This window comes from Streptomyces sp. (assembly GCF_035563135.1).
Lineage (GTDB): Bacteria > Actinomycetota > Actinomycetes > Streptomycetales > Streptomycetaceae > Streptomyces.
Map to the genome: position 1 here is coordinate 1 of NZ_DATMVN010000204.1, position 19821 is coordinate 19821.

Sequence of the window (19821 nt, forward strand, 5' to 3'; positions counted from 1 at the left end):
GTCAGCGGCCGCAAGGTGTGGATCTCCAAGGCGGTGGAGTCGGAGAAGATCCTGCTGCTGACCCGCACGTCGCGGCGTGACGTGGTCGCGAAGCCGACGAACGGCATGACCCTGTTCCTCACCGACCTCGACCGCGACCACGTGGACATCCGCCCGATCCCGAAGATGGGACGCAACGCCGTCACCTCGAACGAGCTGTTCATCGATGAGCTGCGGGTCCCCGTCCGGGACCGGGTGGGCGAGGAGGGGCAGGGGTTCCGCTACCTGCTCGACGGCCTCAATCCCGAGCGGATGCTGATCGCCGCCGAAGCGCTGGGCATCGGCCGGGTGGCGCTGGACCGGGCAGTGGCCTACGGCCGTGACCGCGAAGTGTTCGGCCGTCCCATCGGCATGAACCAGGGCATCCAGTTCCCGCTCGCCGACTCGCTCGCCCGGCTCGACGCGGCGGAACTGGTGCTGCGCAAGGCGACCTGGCTGTACGACAACGGCCGGTCCTGCGGGCGGGAGGCGAACACCGCCAAGTATCTGTGCGCCGACGCCGGGTTCACCGCCGCCGACCGCGCCCTGCAGACCCATGGCGGGATGGGCTACTCCGAGGAGTATCCCGTGGCCCGCTTCTTCCGTGAGGCCCGGTTGATGCGGATCGCACCGGTCAGCCAGGAGATGGTCCTGAACTACCTGGGGTCGCACACTCTGGGACTGCCGCGCAGCTACTGAACCTTCCACGCCGACGACGAGGAGCCAGCAATGACCGACCGTAGGGATCTGTTCGACCTCACGGGGCGCTCGGCCCTCGTGACCGGGGCCGCCGGTGGCATCGGCTCCGCGGTCGCGGAGGCATTGGCCCGGGCCGGGGCCGCGGTACTCGTCACCGATGTGGACGGCGAGGCGGCGGCCGTCGTGGCCGGCAGGCTCTCCGCCGCCGGATTGACGGCCGGCAGCGCGGCCCTCGACGTGACGGACCGGGCCGCCGCCGACAGCGCGGTGTCCCGGGCCGCCGCGCTCACGGACGGAACTCTGCACATTCTCGTCAACAACGCCGGGGTCACGGCTCCGGCGATGTTCGACAAGGTGCGGGAGGAATCCGTCCGGCAGTTGATCGACATCCACGTGATGGGAGCCTTCCACTGCACGCAGGCAGCTCTGCCGTTCCTGCCGACCGACGGGACGGGGCGCGTCATCAACGTCACCTCCTCGGCCGGCCTGACCGGCACGCTCGGCCAGGTGAACTACTCGGTGGCCAAGGCGGGGATCATCGGCCTCACCAAGTCGCTCGCCCGCGAGCTGGCGCGCAAGCGGATCCTCGTCAACGCCCTCGCCCCGCTCGCCGCGACGCCGATGACGGAGACCATCCGCACCGATCCCCGGTTCGCTGAGCGTATGCTCGCCCGTATTCCGCTCGGCAGGTGGGCCACACCGGAGGAGGTGGCCGGGGCGTTCGTGTTCCTCGCCTCGGACGCCGCGTCCTTCGTCACCGGGCAGGTGCTGCCGGTGGACGGAGGGATGGTCATGTGACAGGCCCCTTCCCGGCTGTGTTGAATGGTTCAGCCGATGAGGGACGCCCGACGAGAGGCCCGCACCGTGTCCAGCGCACAACCCCCGCCCGCCCCACGCTTCGAGACGCTCACCGTGCCGAAGGCATCGGACGTGCTGGCCGCCGAGGTGCGCGAGCGCATCCTGTCCGGGGAGTTCAGTGAGGGCACGGCGCTGCCTCCGGAACGTCAGCTCGTGGAGCAGACAGGGCTGAGCCGGGCGACGGTGCGGGAGGCACTGCGCGTTCTGGAGGTCGAGCGGCTGGTCGAGATCCGGCCCGGACGCGGAGGCGGGGCTTTCGTGCACCGGCCGGGACACGAGTCCCTCGCCCGTACGGTGCAGTTGGTGATCCGGGGGCAGCGGGTCCGGCTGGAGGCGCTGCACGAGACGCGGGAGGCGATCGAGCCGGCCTGCTCGGCGCTCGCGGCCCGGCGGCGCACCGAGCAGGACCTCGCAGCCCTGGAGACCGCCCACGCGGACCTGGTCGGGGCGGGCGACGACGTGCCACGGTTCCTGCGCGCCAACATCCAGTGGCACAACGCCGTGGCCAGGGCGGGCGGCAACGAACTGCTCATCGGTTTCCTCAGCGCCCTGTCCGAGTCGATCCACGCCTCCACCGACCTGGCGCAGTTCATGGACGTACGCGTCCGCCGGGTCACCGCGCACACCCACGCCCGGATCACGGAGGCGATCCGGTCCGGTGACGAGGAGGCGGCCCGCCGGCGGATGAGCCGTCACGTGTGCGGCTTCGCGCGCGCCGCCGCCGAGGTGGACGAACGGGAACTGCTGGACCTGCCCGAGGCCGGCGGCTGACCGATGGCCTGGCCCCGGGCCGCTCCGTCCGGGCCACACACGGCGAGGCCACCGCGCGCGGCCGTCGTCGTACGCCGGGGCTGGGGGCGCACGAGCCGGTACAAGGCGGAACGGCGGCGGTGAAGGTCCTCCGGCACCCGAAGCCCGCCACGAGCTGAGGCCGCCCGGACGGTGCTTCTCGTCAGCGGCGAGTCGGCGGATTCTCACCGGACCCCGCACCGCCCGAGCCCCCCGCCTCCTGCGCGCCTTACTCGTCCTGACGAACCTCGAAGTCAACCGCTGACAGACGCTCTGCTCCGCCAACAGCCGCCCACGACCAGCGTGAGCGCCCGAGAACCGGCCACCCCAGCTCTTTGGCCTGCGGCTCGAAGTCGGCGGAGGCTCACTGCACTGTCGAGCGCATCGATGAGCTGTGACAGCGGTGGCCCGGGTTCGAGGCGCCGTGAGGGCCGGCGGCCGTGGCGCCCCCAGCGGGCTCGCGCATGGTGCCGGCGCGCTGTACTCGGCGGTGATCGCGACGGCGTCCCACTCCTCGTAAAGGCGTCCGAGCCGTCACCGCCGGGCGTGGCACCCGCGGCACCGTCCCGCCGGCTCGGGCCGGAGGTTCCCCTCCGCGACGAGAATGATGTTCTCTTTTTTCGGCAACATCATTGACAATATCGGTCCGACCTTCAATACCATCGCGGCATGAGCGAGCTGAGCCCCGTCCTGACCGTGGCCGCCGATGGCGGCGTCCGAGTCGTCACCCTGAACCGGCCGGAGCGACTCAACGGTGTGTCGGAGGAACTGCACCGCCGGCTGTCCGAGGTCTGGCGGGAACTGGCGGAGGACACCGAGGCCCGGGCGGTGGTCCTGACCGGAGCCGGACGGGCGTTCAGCGCCGGGGGCGACTTCGACCACCTGCTCCGCCACCACGACGACCCGGAACTGCGGGAACGCTCCATCCGGCTCGACCGGACCATCCAGACGGAGATGATGCGCTTCCCGCTCCCCGTGGTCGCGGCGGTCAACGGGCCGGCCGTGGGCCTGGGTTGCAGCCTGGCCCTGGGCTGCGACCTGGTTCTCATGGCCGAGGACGCCTATCTCGCCGACCCTCATGTGTCGGTCGGTCTGGTGGCAGGCGACGGCGGAGTCACACTGTGGCCCCTGCTGACGAGTCTGCTACGGGTCAAGGAGTACCTGTTCACGGGCGACCGCATCCCGGCCGCCACCGCGGTCGAACTGGGGCTGGCCAACAGGAGCGCCGCGCCGGCCGACCTGATGGACGAGGCCCTCGCGCTCGCCCACCGGCTGGCCGCCCAGCCGGCGGAGGCGCTGCGCGCCACCAAGGCGGCACTGGCCGCGGTGGTCGAGCAGGTGTCGCGGGCAGGCATGGAGGCTGCCCTGCTGGCCGAGCGGTCCACGATGACCAGCCCGGACCACATCCGGATCATCAACGACCTGGCGTCCCGCGCACGCCGCCGCACGGCCGTCCCCGAGGAGGACTGAACGTGGACACCGAGGAGTTCGCTCTGGTCCGCGACATGCTGCGGACGTTCGCGACCCGCCATCGCGTCGGCTCCCCCGACGAGATCGAGCCGCAGGCCCGCAAAGACGCGCAGCAGGCCTTGGACGCGATGGGTCTCACGGAACTGCGCCTCGTCTCCCCGCCCGCCGCGACGGCGCAGGAATGCGCGCTGCTCGCCGAGGAACACGGCCGGCAGCCGCTGACGACGTCCCTGCTCGGCACGGCCCTCCTCGCCCCGGAACTGCTGCGCCTGCTCGGGACCACGGCCAAGGCGTCCCGTCCGACCATCGCCCTCGACGCCGACCTGTGCTTCCCGCGGCAGCACTCCTCGCGTCTGATCGCCTGGGACTGCGACGCGGCCGACAGCGCGCTGCACGTCACCCCCGACGGGACCGTACGGCAGGTCTCGCTGGGCCCGCCCGTCCCGACCGTCGACCTGCTGCGCACCGTGCGCGTGGCCCTCGGCGGCGGCGAGGTTGTCGGACGCCTCGGTTTCGAGGACGGACAGCGCTGGCAGGCGTACGCCCTGGTCGTCGTGGCCGCGGAACTGGCCGGCGCGGCCGGCGCGTTCGTCGAGCTGAGTACGGACTACGCCCGCGACCGCCGCCAGTACGGACGGCCGGTCGGGTCCTTCCAGGCTGTACAGCACCTGCTCGCCGACGCCACGGTCCTCGTCGAGGCGTGTGCCAGCGCCACCCGGTACGCCGCCTGGTGCCTGGACCACGAACCTCCGCACCGGGCGCTGACCGCGGCCCGGGTGGCCAAGGCCGAGGTGAACACCTCTGCGGTCGAGGCGGTGTACGCCGGAATGCAGGTGTTCGGCGGCATCGCCCAGACCTGGGAGCACGTCGCCCACCTGTACCTGCGCCGGGCCCTCGTGGGGGCGGGCCTGCTGGCGACCACGGCCGACCTGCTGCCCGCTCTGGCCGATCCCCTCACGGTCTCCTCGGACGGAGACAGTTCCGGCACGGCCGGGCAGCCCGCCGCGACGGCCGGATCGGGGACGACGCGATGACCGGCCTCCCGCTGGACTTCGGCGACCCCGCCGACCTGGAACGTCTGCGCCGCGACTTCCGCGCCTGGCTCGCCGGCCATCCACTGCCCGCACGCGGCGCGGACGAACCGGTCCCCGTCTTCCTGCACCGCTGGCACCGCATGCTCCACTCCGGCGGCTGGGTCGGCCTGGACGTGCCGCGCGAGTACGGAGGCCGCGGGCTGACCGCCCTTCACCAGGTCGCGGTCAGTGACGAACTCGGGGCACGTGGTGCGCCCGGAGTGCCTCGCATCGGTTATCTCGCCCACGCCCTGATGCGGTTCGGTGACGAGGAGCAGCGCCGTCTGCTGCTGCCGCGCATGCTCGCGGGTGACGACGTATGGTGCCAGGGCTTCAGCGAGCCGGGCGCCGGCTCGGACCTTGCCGGGATGAGCACCCGTGCCGAGCGCGGCGAGGACGGGCACTACGTCGTCAACGGCCAAAAACTGTGGACCAGTTACGCCCAGTACTCAGGCCTGTGCCTGTTACTGGCGCGCACCGGCCCCACCGCTCCCCCGCACGCCTCGATATCGGCGTTCGTCCTGCCCCTGGACCGCCCCGGGGTGACCGTGCGGCCGCTGCGCGCCGCCAACGGCGACGACGAGTTCTGCGAACTGTTCCTCGACGACGTCCGCCTGGCAAAGTCCGAGCGCATCGGCGCCGAGGGAGACGGGTGGGCACTGGCGATGACGACCGTGGCCTACGAGCGCAACGCCCTCGACACCGGTCACCTGTCGAAGTACGGGATGCTGATCGAACGGTTGCGCCGCCGGGCCCGCGAGCACCGCGGCACCCTCCCCGACGGGCTGCTGTCGGACATCGGCCGGTGCGTCGTCGACTACCAGGTCCTGGTGGCCCACTCCCGGCGCCGCACCGCCGAGCGTCTGGCCGGCCGGACCGCGGGCCCGGAGTCCTCCGTCGACAAGCTCCTGATGACCCGCGCCGAGCAGCGGCTGTACGAGACGGCGCTGAAGGTATTCCCCGAGGAACTGCACGGGGAGGGCGGAGAGGTCTTCGGCGACTACCTCTACTCCAGGGCGGCGTCCGTCTATGGCGGGACGTCCCAGATCCAGCGGAACATCATCGCCAAGCGGCTGCTGCGCCTGCCGGCCGACGGCCGCGGCTGAACGGAGTCCCGTCATGCGGCACGACCAGGAACACCAGAGCATCCCGGGCATGGTCAGAACCGCCGCCCGGCGGTTCGCGGACTCTCCCGCCCTCGTCGAGGAGGACCGTCGCCTGACTTTCCGGCAACTGAAGGACCAGATGGTGCAGGCCGTCGCCGCCGCGCTGGCCCTGGGCATCGAGCCGGGCGACCGGGTCGGGCTGTGTGCGCCGAACTCGGTGGAGTGGATCGTGGCGGCCCTCGGCATCCAGGGCGCCGGAGGCATCGTCGTACCGCTGAACACCCGTTTCAAGACGGAGGAGTTGTCCTACATCCTGCGCAAGTCCGGCGCCAAGGCGCTGTTCGCCGCCGCGTCCTTCCTGGGCAACGACTACACGGCCGGCCTCAAGCGGGCGGACCCGGAGTTGCCCGCGCTGCGCACCACCGTGTCGCTGTCGGGGCAGCGGGGTGAGGCCGGCCTGACGTGGGACGAGTTCCTCGGTCTGGGAGCGGACCGCTCCGGGGCGCACGAGGCCATCGACCGGCTCGCCCCGGACCACGTCAGTGACGTGATGTTCACCTCCGGCACCACCGGGCACCCCAAGGGCGTCAAGCTCACTCACGGGCAGTCACTGCGCGCCTACGGCTGGATGTCCTCGGAGTACGGCTTCCGCTCCTCGGACAGTTTCCTGGTCATCCCGCCGTTCTTCCACTGCTTCGGCTACAAGGCGGGCTGGCTCGCCTCGTTCCTGCACGGTGTGACGGTGATCCCGATGGCCGTCTTCGACGCGGGCCGGGCGCTGGAGGTGATCGAGCGGGAACGCGTCAGCATCCTGCTCGGCCCGCCCACCATCTTCCACGACCTGCTCCACCACCCCGACCGCCCGGGCCGCGACCTGTCGTCCCTGCGGGTGTCCATGACGGGCGGTTCGACCATCCCGGAGTCCCTGATCCGCGCCATGAAGAAGGACTTGTCCTTCGACATCGTGCTGAGTGCCTACGGGCTCACCGAGTCGACCGCACTGGTGACCACCACCCGGCCCGGTGACACCGAGGGGACGGTGGCCCGCACCACCGGGCGCCCCATCCCTGGCGTGGAGGTATGCCTCACCGACGCGTCCGGGGAGAGGGTCCCGCCGGGCCGGGACGGGGAGATCCTCGTCCGGGGCTACAACGTCACTCAGGGCTACTGGGACGATCCCGGAGCCACCGCGGCGACGATCGACGGCGACGGCTGGCTGCACACCGGCGACATCGGCCACCTCGACGCGGCGGACAACCTCGTGATCGTCGACCGCAAGAAGGAGATGTACATCGTCGGCGGCTTCAACGCCTACCCGGCCGAGATCGAGAAGCTGCTGCTCGGCTGCGAGCACATCGCGCAGGTGGCGGTCATCGGCGTGCCCGACGCGCGCATGGGCGAGGTCGGCTGCGCCTTCGTCGTCCCCGCGCCGGGGGCCCGCGTCACCGGGGAGGACATCATGGCGTGGGCGCGCGAGCACATGGCCAACTTCAAGGTGCCCCGCCATGTGCGATTCGTCGACGCGCTGCCCCGCAACGCCGGCCTGAAGGTTCTCAAGGACGACCTGCGCGCCCGGTTCGAGGACGGTGAGCGCTGATGGAGGCACCGCTGAGCGGCATCACCGTGGTGGCGCTGGAGCAGGCCGTGTCGGCGCCGATGTGCACCCGTGCCCTCGGCGACTTCGGCGCCCGCGTCATCAAGGTGGAGAACCCCCGAGGAGGGGACTTCGCACGGCACTACGACGATGTCGTGGGCGGCCTCGCGGCCCACTTCGTCTGGGTCAACCGGGGCAAGGAGTCGGTCGCGCTGGACCTCAAGTCCGCCGCCGGCCTCGCCGTGCTGCACCGGCTGCTGGAACGCGCCGACGTACTGGTCTCCAACCTCACACCCGGTACGACGGCCAAACTGGGCCTGTCCCCCGCCGACCTTGAGGTCGCCCACCCGGGCCTGATCGCCGTCGAGATCGACGGGTACGGACCCGGCGGCCCGCTGTCCCACAAGCGCGCCTACGACCTGCTCGTCCAGGCCGAGTCGGGGGCCTGCGCGGTGACCGGGCACCCGGGGGCGCCCGCCAAGCCGGGCCCGCCGGTGGCCGACGTGTGCAGCGGCCTGTACGCGGCACTCTCCGTCCTGGCCCTGCTGCACGGCAAGGGACGGGGCCGGCCCCCCACCTCCGTCGCCGTGAGCCTGTTCGACACGATGACGGAGCTGATGGGCTACCCGCTGACGTACACCCGCCACTCCGGGATCGAACAGCAGCCGCTCGGCATGGCCTCGCCCGCCGTCTCCCCCTACGGCGCCCACCGGACCGCCGACGGGCAGACGGTCGTCCTCGGCACCACCAACGACCGTGAATGGCAGCGTCTGGCCCGGGAACTGCTCGGCCGGCCCGACCTGGCGGACGACGAGCGGTTCCGTACCAACGCCGGGCGGGTGGAGCACCGGGCCGTCCTGGACGCCGAGATCGCCTCCTGGTGCGCCCGGCACGATCTGGTGGACGTCCAGAGCCGTGCGGACGCGGCCGGAATCGGCAACTCCCGCTTCAACACCCAGGCGGAGGTCCTGGCTCACCCGCACCTGGCGGCCCGTGACCGCTGGCGGCAGATCGACACGCCGGGCGGACCGGTACCCGCCCTGCTCCCGCCCCCCGTCATCGCCGGGTTCGAGCCGCCGATGGGGGCGGTGCCCGCGCTGGGCGAGCACACGGACGCCGTGCTCGGCGAACTCGGTCTCACCGACGAGGAGATCGTGGCCCTGCGCGAAGAGGGGGCCGTGCGGTGACCGCTCTGCTCATCGACGACGCCGACGGGGTGCGGACCCTGACGCTGAACCGCCCGCACCGCAAGAACGCCATCGACACCGAACTGTGGGAGGCGCTGCGCACCGCACTCGACGCCGCCGGACGGGACCGGAGCGTCCGCGCCCTGGTCCTCACCGGGGCGGGCGGCGCCTTCTGCTCGGGCGCCGACATCTCCAAGGGACTCAGCGGCGTCCACCCCGTGTACCGCATGCGCACCCTCACCGACGTGACGCTGCTGCTGCACGAACTGCCCGTGCCGACGGTCGCCAAGGTGACCGGAGTGGCGGTGGGCGCGGGCTGGAACCTCGCCCTGGGCTGCGACCTGGTCGTGGCGACACCTCGGGCGAGGTTCTCGCAGGTGTTCACGCGGCGTGCGCTGTCCCCCGACTGCGGCGGCTCCTGGCTGCTGCCTCGGCTGGTCGGACTCCAGCAGGCGAAACGACTGGCCCTGCTGGCGGAGACGATCGACGCCGAGGAGGCCCGCGCGTTGAACCTCGTGACCTGGGTGGTGGACGCCGGGAAGGTGGACGCCTTCACCGACGACCTCACCGCTCGTCTGGCGGCCGGCGCCCCCGTGGCCCTGGCCCAGACCAAGGCGCTGCTCAACGAGGGCGCCGAGCGCACCCTGCGCGAGGCGCTCGCCGGCGAGGCGCGGGCGCAGGCGGCGAACTTCGCGACCGCCGACGTACGGGAGGCGTACGCGGCCTTCGCGGGAGAACGCGAGGCCCACTTCACCGGCGACTGGGCGGTGCCCGGTTCGACTGCCGGACGATCGGAGGACGAGACATGACTCGGGAAGCGGTGATCGTCGGCGCGGTCCGCACCGCCGTCGGCAAGCGGGGCGGTGGGCTGTCCGGTGTCCATCCGGCGGACCTGTCCGCGACGGTGCTGACCGCCCTCGCGGAGCGCACCGGGATCGATCCGGAGGTGGTCGACGACGTCGTCTGGGGCTGTGTGTCCCAGATCGGCGACCAGTCGGGCAACATCGGCCGGTACGCGGTGCTCGCGGCGGGCTGGCCGGAGAGCGTTCCGGGGACGACGGTCAACCGGGCGTGCGGGTCGAGCCAGCAGGCGCTGGACTTCGCCGTGCAGGCGGTCCTGTCGGGACAGCAGGACGTGGTCGTGGCGGGCGGCGTCGAGGTGATGAGCCGGGTGCCGCTGGGAGCCGCGAAGGCGGACGGGATGCCGTACGGTCCGCGGGTCCTCGACCGCTACCAGGGCTTCTCCTTCAACCAGGGGATCTCGGCGGAGCGGATCGCGCGGAAGTGGGGATTCTCGCGGGAGGAGCTCGACGCGTACGCCGCGCTCTCCCACGAGCGCGCGGCGGCGGCGCAGGACGCCGGGGCGTTCGCGGCGGAGATCGTCGCCGCGGCGGGGGTCGACGCCGACGAGGGGATACGGCGGGGCACGAGCGTGGACACCCTCGCGAAGCTCGAGCCGTCCTTCCAGGAGGACGGTGTGCTCCACGCGGGCAACGCCTCGCAGATCTCCGACGGGGCGGCGGCCCTGCTGGTCACCACGGCTGCCAAGGCACGGGAACTGGGGCTCGCTCCCCTGGTCCGCTACCGGGCCGGTGCGGTCGTAGGGTCCGACCCGGTGCTGATGCTCACCGGGCCGATCCCGGCCACCGGGAGGGTACTGCGCAAGGCGGGCGTCGCCCTCGGGGAGATCGGCGTCTGCGAGGTGAACGAGGCGTTCGCCCCGGTCCCGCTGGCCTGGCTCGCCGAGACCGGCGCGGACCTGGAGCGGCTGAACCCCCTCGGCGGTGCCATCGCGCTCGGCCACCCGCTGGGGGCTTCGGGGGCGGTGCTGATGACCCGGATGATCCACCACATGCGGGCGCACGGCATCCGCTACGGCCTGCAGACCATGTGCGAGGGCGGCGGCACCGCGAACGCCGCCCTCCTCGAACTCGCCGACTGACGAAGGGAGTCACCGTGCGCAGAGACGTCTTCACCGCGGACCACGAGGACTTCCGGGAACTGGTCCGGGACGTCGTGGCCAAGGAGGTGGTCCCGCACCACGCCGAGTGGGAGAAGGCCGGGCGGCTGCCCCGCTCGTTCTTCGAACGGCTCGGTTCGCTCGGCCTGCTGGGCATGGCCGTACCCGAGGAGTACGGCGGCGGCGGGCAGCCCGACTACCGCTACAACGTCGTCCTCCAGGAGGAGGCGGCCCGTGCCCTGGTCACCCTGGGCACGGTGCGCACCCAACTCGATGTCGTCCTCCCCTACTTCCTCGCCTACGCCGACCGGAAGCAGCGCGCGCGCTGGTTCCCGGGTCTGGCCTCCGGGACGCTGCTGACCGCGATAGCCATGACCGAACCGGGCACCGGCTCCGATCTCGCGGGGATCCGCACCACCGCCGTACGGGACGGCGACGCCTACGTCCTCAACGGCGCGAAGACCTTCATCACCGGAGGGCTGCTGGCCGATCTGGTGATCGTGGTGGCGCGTACCAGTCATGAGCCCGGGGACCGGCGGGCAGGACTGACGCTGCTGGTGGTGGAGGACGGAATGCCCGGCTTCACGCGTGGCCGGGAGCTGGACAAGATGGGCATCAAGGCGCAGGACACCGTGGAACTCGCCTTCGACGACGTCCGCGTGCCCGTGGCCAACCGGCTCGGTGAGGAGGGCTGCGCCTTCGGGTACCTGGGGCACAACCTGCCGCAGGAGCGGATGACCGTGGCGGTCGGTTCGGTGGCGCAGACGCGGGCGGCACTCGGCACCACCCTCGCGTACGTCAAGGAGCGGACGGTGTTCGGGACCGCCGTCGCGTCGTTCCAGAACACCAAGTTCGAGCTCGCCGCGGTGGAGGCCGAACTGGAGGCCGCGCAGGCGGTGGTGGACCGGGCCGTGCTCGAACTGGTCGACGGCCGGCTCTCGGGCGCCGACGCCGCCAAGGTCAAACTGTTCTGCACGGAGGTGCAGGCACGCGCCGTCGACCGGTGTCTCCAGTTGTTCGGCGGATACGGCTACATGCTGGAGTACCCGATCGCCCGGTTGTACGCGGATGCGCGCATCACCCGTATCTACGCCGGGACCAGCGAGGTCATGAAGGTCATCATCGCCAAGTCCCTGGGGTTGTGAGGCATGGAGGACATCTCTCCCCGCCCGGGCGTCACCCTTGTCGCGGGCGGCACCGGCGGCATCGGCTCGGCGATCGTACGGACGTTCGCCGCCCGCGGCTGTGACGTCGCTTTCACCTACCGCACCAACGAGGAGGCCGCACACGCCCTCACCGACGAGGTGAAGTCGTGCGGACGCCGGGCGGCAGCGATCAGACTCGACCTGACCGACGAGGAGGCGACGGGGAGCGCTGTGCGCGACGCCGCGGCGGATTTCGGCGGCCTGTACACGCTGGTCTACGCGGCCGGACCGCACGTGCCGATGACGCACCTCAGCAAGGTGACGCCCGGCCGGTACCGTGCGCAGCTGGAGGCCGACGCGGTCGCGTTCTTCAATCTCGTCCACCCCGCGCTGCCGCTGCTGCGGGAGACGCGGGGCTCCGTCGTCGCCGTGACGACGGTCGCCACCCGGCGTTTCCCGGTCCGCGACGGACTGTCCTCGGGTGCCAAGGGCGCGGTCGAGGCCGTGGCCCGAGCGCTGGCGGCCGAGGAGGGACGTTTCGGCGTCCGCGTCAACTGCGTCGCCCCCGGCATGCTCACGGACGGCATCGCCGGCCGCCTGATCAGCACGGGCGAGCTGGACGAGGGTGCCCTCGCCGTCACGCGGCGCAACATCCCGATGCGGCGGTTCGGGCAGGCGCAGGACGTCGCGGAGGCGGTCGCGTTCCTCGCGTCCGACCGAGCCGGATTCATCACCGGGCAGGCGCTGGGGGTGGACGGGGGGTACAGCGTCTGAGCGCACAGCGGCTCAGGGGGTGATCGGGCGGCCCGCCACGTAGGTGGCCCGTACGGTGTCGGCGGACAGTACGTGCAGCGCCTCCCGCAGGGGGACGTGCAGCAGGCACAGGTCCGCCACCGAGCCGACCGTCAGCCGGCGGGGCCGGGCGGGCCGTTCGGGTGCGCCGAGGAAGAGCCGTAGTGCCGCCTCCCGTGAGACGCTCTCGCCGTCCTCCCGTTGGACGGCCGCCCGCATGACCGCCCACGGGTCGTCCGTGCCGTACGGCGCGTCGGTCCCCGCGGCGACCGGGACGCCCGCCTCGGCCAGGCTTCGGCAGCGGTAGAGGTGGGCCCGGTCGTCGGGGTGGACCTCGTCGGCGTACTGACGCCCCCGTTCCACCGGGAAGTGCGGCTGCGTGACAACGGTCAGGCCGAGCCGCCTGATCCAGGGGACGGCCTCCTCCTGGATCACCGCGCCGTGCTCGACGCGGTCCCCGGCGACCGGGCCAGCCTCCTCCACGGCGAGCAGCGTGACGAGCAACTGCACACCGGTGACGCAGTGCACGGCGACCGGCCGGGGCCGCACCGCGCGCACCCTGGCCGCCAGGTCGCCCGGGGCCGGCAGGGTGACGTCGTCCAGCATGATCTTGACCGGGGAGTCCAGGCCCATGACGGTGAGCCGCTGCGGCAGCACCGACAGAGTCCGGCGCAGCCCGGGAGCGGGGCACGGGTCGGCGTTGGTGAAGCCGGTGACACCGAAGCGTGCGGCCCGCCGGCCCAGACCCGTCAGATCGAGCCGGACCGGCGGCACGAGACGACGCAGCCGTTCGTCCTCCCTCCACAGCCTGCCGTCGCCGTCCAGCCCGGCCGCGCGCAACGCGGCGGTGTTGAGGAACCACATCACCCCGCTTCGGTGCTGCACCCGCACGGGCCGGTCGGTGACGAGCGCGTCCAGCACGGATCGGTCCAGGTCCCCCGCGACGCTTTCGTGATAGCCGACGGCCCGTACCCACCGGCCGGGCGGCCCGCGTCGCAGGGCCGCCCGAAGACCGTCGGGTCCGCGCACGTCAGCGGGTCCCACGCGGACCGAGGAGGCGTTCGCGGCCAGCGCCGTCAGGTGGATGTGGTGGTCGTGCAGGCCGGGCAGCAACGCCCCTCCGCGTCCGTCCACATCGGCGGTCCCGGCCAGGCCGCGCCCGATCTCGCTGATCCGTCCGTCGGCCCCGACCCGCACGTCCCTGCCGGCGTTCCCTTCCAGCTCCACGTCCCTGATCAGCACGGCACCGTCCCGGAACCGGCGAGCAGAGCGGCACTGGCCGCCATGGACACGCACAGCAGCTCCCCGCCACCGGCGGCGAGCGAGCGGACGACCGCGTGGGCGGCGAAGAGGCCGGTGGCGGGATCGGCGAGGGCGTCGCCGAGGAACACCGGGTCGCCGTGCGCGTCGCGGCCGACCAGACCGCCGGCCACCGCCGCGTCGTCCCCGAAGGCGATGCGGTCGTCGTCACGGCCGTACCCGGTGAGACCGGCCCAGACCCGCCCCGGACGCGCGGACAGGAACTCCTCGGCCTTCACCCCCAGTCGGCGCAGTGCTCGCGGCCGGGAGGCCTCGATGACGATGTCGGCCCGGTCCACGGCTTCGACCAGCGCTCCCGAGGCGAAGTCCAGGACCACGCTGTCGTGTCCCTCGTGCAGCCAGCGGTAGAAGCGCGGGTCCCCCCGTCGCGCGCCGTCCGGTCTGACGGTGCTCTCCACCTTGGTCACGTGCGCGCCGGCCAGACCGAGCAGCTTCGCGCACAGAGGCCCGGCCCACAGGGCGGAGAGGTCGAGCACGCGCAGGCCGGCGAGCGGGCGGTGCCGTCGCTCGCCGCAGGACCGGGTGCGCACGGGGCAGCGACGGGAGCGTGCGGCTGCGAGAGCCGCAGCGGCAATGCCGAGGGTCTGGGCGGTACCGGCGAGTCGCGAGGCGGTGGTGCGACGGGCGGCACCGGCCAGGTCCGCGTCCCGTGCACCGAGGAGAGCCAGAAGCGCGGGAAGCGAGGCGTGGTCGTCCGGACGGGCGAGGTTGACGGCGGCCCACCCGTCGGCGGTTTCGAGAAGCCGGCAGGAGCCGCCGGCCGAGGTGCGGCCCGGCAACCGGAATCCGGCGAGCTGCGCTCGCAGGAAGAGGGCCGCGGGAAGGTCGACGGCGACGCCGGTGCGGGCTTCGAAGTCGTCCACGACGGACCGGAGCGGGCCCAGGTACGGCGCGACGTCGGTGATCCACCGCCCCCGGTCGACATCATGATTCTCCATGCCGAAAACAGCCTTCTTGTCAAAGGGAAGTCAGATTACACTCCGGCGGTCATGAAGTCACCGTGCCGAGTCATCGATATCGCCCCTTCGACACCGCCGCAGCGACCCGCACGCGACCAGGTCCTGATCGGCGTGGCCGCCTGCCCGGGAGAGGTACCGGACGGCTTCGACATCCTGCTGACCGAGGGCCCCGCCGCGCCGCGCCCCTGGGTGGTCAGCTCAGACGCCCGGGCGACCGCCCGTCGCATCGCCGCCGAGGCGGAACGGCACCCCGCGGCCGCCGTCGCCCTCGTCCAGGTGCTCCGGATGGGGCCCGCGCTCGCTCCGCCGGACAGGCTGCTGGTGGAGTCCATGGCCTATTCGGCCCTCCAGGGCGGCGCGGACTTCCGCGCCTGGCTGGCCGCGGCCCCGCCGCGTGTCCCCCGCCCGGCGGCCGAGCCGGTGCGGCTCCGTCGTGACGGCGGCCGCCTGAGTGTCGTACTGGACCGCCCCTGGGCACGCAACGCCTTCGACGCGGCCACCCGGGACGCCCTCTGCGAAGCCCTGGAAGTCGCCGCAGCCGATCCGTCGATCACCGGTGTCGACGTGCGCGGCGCCGGACCGGCCTTCTGCGCCGGGGGCGACCTCGCCGAGTTCGGCACCTCGGGGGACACCGCCGAAGCGCACCGGGTGCGGGTGTCCCGCAGTCCTGCGGCGCTGCTCCTGAGCTGCGCCTCCAAAGTGACGGTCCATCTGCACGGCGCCTGTGTGGGCGCGGGCATCGAGCTGGCGGCGTTCGCCGGGCGGGTGACGGCCGCCCCGGACACCGTGATCCGCCTGCCCGAGATCGGCATGGGCCTGATCCCCGGCGCGGGCGGCACGGCAAGCCTGCCGGCCCGGGCCGGCCGGGAGCGGACCGCCTTCCTGGCGCTGTCCGGCACCGCGCTGACCGCGCCGCAGGCTCTGGCGTGGGGACTGGTGGATGAGATCACAGGGATCCGGCGAGATGTCCGCCGAGCCCATGGAGTCCGAACCAATACTGAGTAGAAGATAAATTTTCATACCAGACTGTTCGCTTCCTCAAGAGATCTTGCCAGCTTGAAAATCGATTGTTATCTTCTGCTCAGGATTCAGGAGGAAGGCGGTTCCATGGAGGCTGCTGCACGTCCACGGAAGCGCGGCCCTTACCAACGGTCCCACGAGCGCCGGGGGCGCATCGCGCTCGCGGTGCTCCAGCTGGTCGACGAGCTCGGTCATGAGGGGGTCACCACCTCACTGGTCGCCGGCCGGTCGGACTCGAGCGAACCGACGGTCCTGTACCACTTCCCCACCAAGGAGCACCTGCTCGTCGCGGCTCTGAGCCGCTCCGACGACCTGGAACTGGACCTCGCGACCGCGGGGGGCGGGCAACCGACGCTGGATCTCAGCGCCCTGCATGCCGTCGCGAACGCCGCGGTGTCGGCGCATGAGCGACGACTGCGCCTGTTCGTGATGCTGCGCGGGCAGGCCGCGACACCGAACCACCCGGCCGCGGAGTATTTCGCCCGCCGCGCGGAACGGGCGATGGGCGTCTGGACCGAGATGATCACGAGAAGGCAGCGTGAGGGACTGGCCCATCCCGGCCTGGAGCCACGCGAGACGGCCCGGCAGGTCCTGGCGCTCTGGGACGGCCTGGTCGTGGCCCACCTCAGCGATCCGGGCTTCGACTGCGGCCGGGCGCTGGTGGACGGTGTCCGCCGCCTCACGGGCCAGAACTGGATCGAAGGACTGGCCGCCCTCAACCGTCCGGGCAACGGCCTGTGACGGAACGGAAGTGGAGCACATGACCGCACAGACCTTCGACCACCCCTTCATGGACGTCGACGAATGGCGTGACACACCTCAGCCGCACCGCTATGTGCACGGGGGGTTCAAGGGCACCGACACCCGCTTCTCCCTCTACTTCCCACCGTCCGGGACCTATCAGGGACGCTTCTTCCAGCACATCACCCCGGTCCCCGGGAGCGAACACCTGGCGCAGTCCGCCACCGGGCAGGAGGACAAGATCGGGTTCGCCTTCAGCGCGGGCGGCTACTTCCTGGAGACCAACGGCGGCGGGTCCTCCGGGACACCTGGCTCCGACACCGACCCGACGGTCGCCGGTTATCGGGCCAATGCCGCCGCAGCAGAGCACTCCCGGGTGATAGCCCGCCAGGTGTACGGCGATCACCGCCCCTACGGTTACGCCTACGGCGGCAGCGGCGGCGCCTTCCGGACCATGGGCAGCGCGGAGCACACCACGGGAGTGTGGGACGGCTTCGTCCCTTACGTCCCCGGCAGCCCGATGGCCATCCCCAACGTATTCGCCGTGCGGATGCATGCCCAGCGGGTGCTGCGCCACGTGTTCGACCGGGTCGTGGACGCGATGGAGCCCGGCGGCAGCGGGGATCCGTACCGGGACCTGACCCCCGAGGAGAGCGCCGCCCTGTCCGAGGTGACGCGCATGGGTTTCCCGCTCCGTTCGTGGTTCGCGCACCGCACCATGGGAACGCACGCCTTCGGCACGCTGTACCCGCACATCGTCACGGTGGACCCCGGATACTTCGAGGAGTTCTGGACCACGCCCGGGTATCTCGGCGCGGACCCCGGCTCCTCGGTGCATCGGGACCGCGTCCGCTTCGACAGCACGGTCGGTGAAGTCCTCGTGCGGCGCGACACACCTGACCTCGGCCCCTTCGCCGGCCCTGCCCAGGCTCCGCAGGGAGGTGTGGACGAGGCGTTCAAGGGACCGGCGGACAAGGACGACACCCTCGTCGCGCTGCGCCTCACAGCCGTGCCCGGCACCGAAACCCTGGGGGCCGAACTGACGGTGACGAGCGGTGAGGCCGCCGGAACCCGGCTGCGGCTGAAGGGTCTCCGGCACGACCTCGCCGTCCTCGACATGAGCGACGCCGAGCAGCCCCCGGACAACGTGCGCCCCGGTGACACCGTCCGTGTGGACAACAGCAATTTCCTCGCGGCCCAGACCTATCACCGCCATCAGGTGCCCGGCCCCGAGTACCGGGTCTGGGACCAGCACCGCGACGCCTCCGGCGCTCCGCTTCTCCCGCAGCGTCCTTTTCTGCTGGCCCCGTTGTTCGCCGCTGCGGCGGCCGGACAGGTGCCCACCGGGCGGTTCGGCGGCAAGATGATCGTCGTGTCCTGCCTGCTCGACCGAGAGGCCTTTCCCTGGCAGGCCGACTGGTACCGGAACCAGGCCGCACAGCACCTCGGGGAGGCCCTCGACGACCACTTCCGGCTCTGGTACGTCGACAACGCGCTGCACGCCGACGCCGAACGTCAGGAACACCCGGCCCGCACCGTGAGTTATCTGGGCGTCCTGCACGAGGCGCTGCGCAGTCTCGCCGACTGGGTGGAAAAGGGTGTCACACCACCTTCCGGCACCCGCTACGAGATCCGGGAGGGGCAGGTCGTCGTGCCCGACTCGGCCGCCGAACGCGGCGGGGTCCAGCCGGTGGTGCGGATCACCGCGGACGGTGCCGAACGCGCCGACGTCCGCGTCGGCGCACCCGTGACCCTGGCGGCGACCGTCGAAGTCCCGCCGGGCACGGGCAGGATCGTGCGTGTGCAGTGGGATCTGGACGGGGACGGCACCTACGAGGTCGACGAAGTGACGCAGCCCGTCTCCCAGTTGCGGCTCGAACGCCGGCACACCTACCGCAGCCCCGGCACGCGGTTCGTCACCGTACGGGTCAGCGCACAGCGCGACGCCGATCCGCGAACGGCTTTCGCCCGCATCGACAATCTGGCCCGGGTCAGGGTCCTCGTGCACGACTGATCTCGCCGGCGCCGGGCTGCCCTCACGGGCCGCGCCCACGGACCCGCGAATCCGCCGGTCGGCGAGGCGTGCGCCCGTGAGTCGCCTACGGGCCCGGCCAGGCAATGGTCTGGCGCGCAGGTACGCGTCGGACACGACCAGGAGGGGGCACGCCCCCGACGGCCGGTGTCCGCGGTCACGCATCGCCGATCCGGATCACCTCACCCGTCACCGGAGGACTGATCAGCCCTGGGACAGTGTTCAGCGCTACGGACATGTCCACCCGCTGGTCAAGCAGCCACCGACCTGCAACCCGTCGAGCACTCCTGCTGCCCGTGCAAGCGGCGCTTCACGTCTCCCCGCGGACGACGCCCCGGTCGCAGCGCACGAGGAGCCGGGCCCTGTCAGGGCAGCGTCCTCGGTTCCATCCTCACATGGCGAAGTCGGAGTAGTGAGCCAGGTACTCGTGGAGCTCGGCGTCCGCGCGCCCGGCCCGGGCGAACTCCCCGTAGCCTCCCTGGAAGAAGACGAGCGGTGACGCCTCCCGCCCGATCTCCATCGCCTGCACCCGGCACAGCGTGATCCAGTGGTCCCCCGCCGGCACCTCCTGCTCCGGCGCGCAGTCCACGTACGCCACCGCACCGGCCAGGCGCGGGGCGCCGAAGGGGGAGACCGTCCACGGGACACCGTCGAACTTGTCCGGACGGGGCACCGCCATCGTCCGGCACAATTCCATCTGGTCGGCCGCCAGCACGTTGATGCAGAAGCTGCCGGCTTCCCTCAGAAGGGTGTACGTGCCGGAGGCCACGGTCGGCATGAAGGACACCAGGGGCGGGTCCATCGACACGGCGCTGAAGGTCCCCACGACCATGCCGACCGGCGCGCCGTCGCGCATTCCGGTGACGACGCTGACGCCGGTCGGATGGTGGCCCATCACCCGGCGGTATTCGGCGGGTGCGACGGCCCGGGGCTCTGAGATCAACACGCGGTTCCTCCTGATTATCAGCTTTTCGGGGGTGGACGGTCGGTGCCGGCAGCGGGCGGGGTCCCGGCGCGCGGACCGGCCGTCCTGCGGCCCGGACCCGCCGGACCGGACG

At 71.9% G+C, this 19821-nt stretch carries 18 protein-coding genes; 15 read left to right on the top strand and 3 right to left on the bottom strand.

What is annotated here, in order from left to right; translation table 11 throughout:
* From VN520_RS08910 to VN520_RS08965, 12 genes are all read left to right on the top strand, one after another.
* On the top strand, positions 1–717 hold a 717-nt coding region (locus tag VN520_RS08910; RefSeq protein ID WP_325746313.1), incomplete at its 5' end, for an acyl-CoA dehydrogenase family protein.
* 30 nt (positions 718–747) lie between these two features.
* Positions 748–1515, top strand: coding sequence for an SDR family NAD(P)-dependent oxidoreductase (locus VN520_RS08915; protein ID WP_325746314.1), 768 nt, complete (start codon positions 748–750; stop codon positions 1513–1515).
* Between the two features lie 66 nt (positions 1516–1581).
* On the top strand, positions 1582–2346 hold the full coding sequence (locus VN520_RS08920) for a FadR/GntR family transcriptional regulator (RefSeq protein WP_325746315.1): 765 nt from the start codon (positions 1582–1584) through the stop codon (positions 2344–2346).
* Positions 2347–3033: 687 nt separating this feature from the next.
* Entirely contained in the window at positions 3034–3834 is an 801-nt protein-coding gene (locus tag VN520_RS08925) for an enoyl-CoA hydratase/isomerase family protein (protein ID WP_325746316.1), read from the top strand.
* Positions 3835–3836: 2 nt separating this feature from the next.
* Positions 3837–4868: an acyl-CoA dehydrogenase family protein gene (locus VN520_RS08930; RefSeq protein WP_325746317.1), complete on the top strand. Its 1032-nt coding sequence runs from the start codon at positions 3837–3839 to the stop codon at positions 4866–4868.
* Positions 4865–6013 carry an acyl-CoA dehydrogenase family protein gene (locus tag VN520_RS08935; protein ID WP_325746318.1) on the top strand — a complete coding sequence of 383 codons (1149 nt, stop codon included), beginning with the start codon at positions 4865–4867 and terminating at the stop codon, positions 6011–6013. Before VN520_RS08930 ends, VN520_RS08935 begins: the two co-directional genes overlap by 4 nt.
* A 13-nt stretch (positions 6014–6026) precedes the next feature.
* Positions 6027–7610 carry a FadD3 family acyl-CoA ligase gene (locus VN520_RS08940; RefSeq protein WP_325746319.1) on the top strand — a complete coding sequence of 528 codons (1584 nt, stop codon included), beginning with the start codon at positions 6027–6029 and terminating at the stop codon, positions 7608–7610.
* On the top strand, positions 7610–8794 hold the full coding sequence (locus VN520_RS08945; RefSeq protein ID WP_325746320.1) for a CaiB/BaiF CoA-transferase family protein: 1185 nt from the start codon (positions 7610–7612) through the stop codon (positions 8792–8794). Before VN520_RS08940 ends, VN520_RS08945 begins: the two co-directional genes overlap by 1 nt.
* Positions 8791–9603: an enoyl-CoA hydratase/isomerase family protein gene (locus VN520_RS08950; protein WP_325746321.1), complete on the top strand. Its 813-nt coding sequence runs from the start codon at positions 8791–8793 to the stop codon at positions 9601–9603. The genes VN520_RS08945 and VN520_RS08950 overlap by 4 nt, the downstream gene beginning before the upstream one ends.
* Positions 9600–10736, top strand: a complete 1137-nt coding sequence (locus VN520_RS08955; RefSeq protein WP_325746322.1) for an acetyl-CoA C-acyltransferase — start codon at positions 9600–9602, stop codon at positions 10734–10736. The genes VN520_RS08950 and VN520_RS08955 overlap by 4 nt, the downstream gene beginning before the upstream one ends.
* A gap of 14 nt (positions 10737–10750) precedes the next feature.
* Positions 10751–11899, top strand: a complete 1149-nt coding sequence (locus VN520_RS08960; protein ID WP_325746323.1) for an acyl-CoA dehydrogenase family protein — start codon at positions 10751–10753, stop codon at positions 11897–11899.
* A gap of 3 nt (positions 11900–11902) precedes the next feature.
* On the top strand, positions 11903–12673 hold the full coding sequence (locus VN520_RS08965; RefSeq protein WP_325746324.1) for an SDR family NAD(P)-dependent oxidoreductase: 771 nt from the start codon (positions 11903–11905) through the stop codon (positions 12671–12673).
* A gap of 12 nt (positions 12674–12685) precedes the next feature.
* Here VN520_RS08965 and VN520_RS08970 read toward each other — a convergent pair whose 3' ends face one another.
* Positions 12686–13933, bottom strand: a complete 1248-nt coding sequence (locus tag VN520_RS08970) for an amidohydrolase family protein (RefSeq protein WP_325746325.1) — start codon at positions 13931–13933, stop codon at positions 12686–12688.
* Positions 13927–14949 (bottom strand): CoA transferase, encoded by a 1023-nt coding sequence (locus tag VN520_RS08975; protein ID WP_325746326.1) that lies wholly within the window; start codon positions 14947–14949, stop codon positions 13927–13929. The genes VN520_RS08970 and VN520_RS08975 overlap by 7 nt, the downstream gene beginning before the upstream one ends.
* A gap of 51 nt (positions 14950–15000) precedes the next feature.
* On the opposite strand from VN520_RS08975, the gene VN520_RS08980 reads away from it, so the two are divergent.
* The 3 genes from VN520_RS08980 to VN520_RS08990 all read left to right on the top strand — a co-directional run bounded on the left by VN520_RS08980 (position 15001) and on the right by VN520_RS08990 (position 18745).
* Entirely contained in the window at positions 15001–15975 is a 975-nt protein-coding gene (locus tag VN520_RS08980) for an enoyl-CoA hydratase/isomerase family protein (RefSeq protein WP_325746327.1), read from the top strand.
* A 102-nt stretch (positions 15976–16077) separates the two neighbouring features.
* Positions 16078–16731 (top strand): TetR/AcrR family transcriptional regulator, encoded by a 654-nt coding sequence (locus VN520_RS08985; protein ID WP_325746328.1) that lies wholly within the window; start codon positions 16078–16080, stop codon positions 16729–16731.
* Between the two features lie 19 nt (positions 16732–16750).
* On the top strand, positions 16751–18745 hold the full coding sequence (locus VN520_RS08990) for a PKD domain-containing protein (protein WP_325746329.1): 1995 nt from the start codon (positions 16751–16753) through the stop codon (positions 18743–18745).
* Positions 18746–19154: 409 nt separating this feature from the next.
* On the opposite strand, the gene VN520_RS08995 is transcribed toward VN520_RS08990, so the two are convergent.
* Positions 19155–19709, bottom strand: a complete 555-nt coding sequence (locus VN520_RS08995) for a flavin reductase family protein (protein WP_325746330.1) — start codon at positions 19707–19709, stop codon at positions 19155–19157.
* Positions 19710–19821: the final 112 nt, after the last annotated feature.

Coding starts and splice junctions, on each gene's coding strand:
- VN520_RS08915 (WP_325746314.1), top strand. CDS start 748: ATGACCGACCGTAGGGATCTGTTCGACCTCACGGGGCGCTCGGCCCTC.
- VN520_RS08925 (WP_325746316.1), top strand. CDS start 3,034: ATGAGCGAGCTGAGCCCCGTCCTGACCGTGGCCGCCGATGGCGGCGTC.
- VN520_RS08935 (WP_325746318.1), top strand. CDS start 4,865: ATGACCGGCCTCCCGCTGGACTTCGGCGACCCCGCCGACCTGGAACGT.
- VN520_RS08940 (WP_325746319.1), top strand. CDS start 6,027: ATGCGGCACGACCAGGAACACCAGAGCATCCCGGGCATGGTCAGAACC.
- VN520_RS08945 (WP_325746320.1), top strand. CDS start 7,610: ATGGAGGCACCGCTGAGCGGCATCACCGTGGTGGCGCTGGAGCAGGCC.
- VN520_RS08955 (WP_325746322.1), top strand. CDS start 9,600: ATGACTCGGGAAGCGGTGATCGTCGGCGCGGTCCGCACCGCCGTCGGC.
- VN520_RS08965 (WP_325746324.1), top strand. CDS start 11,903: ATGGAGGACATCTCTCCCCGCCCGGGCGTCACCCTTGTCGCGGGCGGC.
- VN520_RS08975 (WP_325746326.1), bottom strand. CDS start 14,949: ATGGAGAATCATGATGTCGACCGGGGGCGGTGGATCACCGACGTCGCG.
- VN520_RS08980 (WP_325746327.1), top strand. CDS start 15,001: ATGAAGTCACCGTGCCGAGTCATCGATATCGCCCCTTCGACACCGCCG.
- VN520_RS08985 (WP_325746328.1), top strand. CDS start 16,078: ATGGAGGCTGCTGCACGTCCACGGAAGCGCGGCCCTTACCAACGGTCC.
- VN520_RS08990 (WP_325746329.1), top strand. CDS start 16,751: ATGACCGCACAGACCTTCGACCACCCCTTCATGGACGTCGACGAATGG.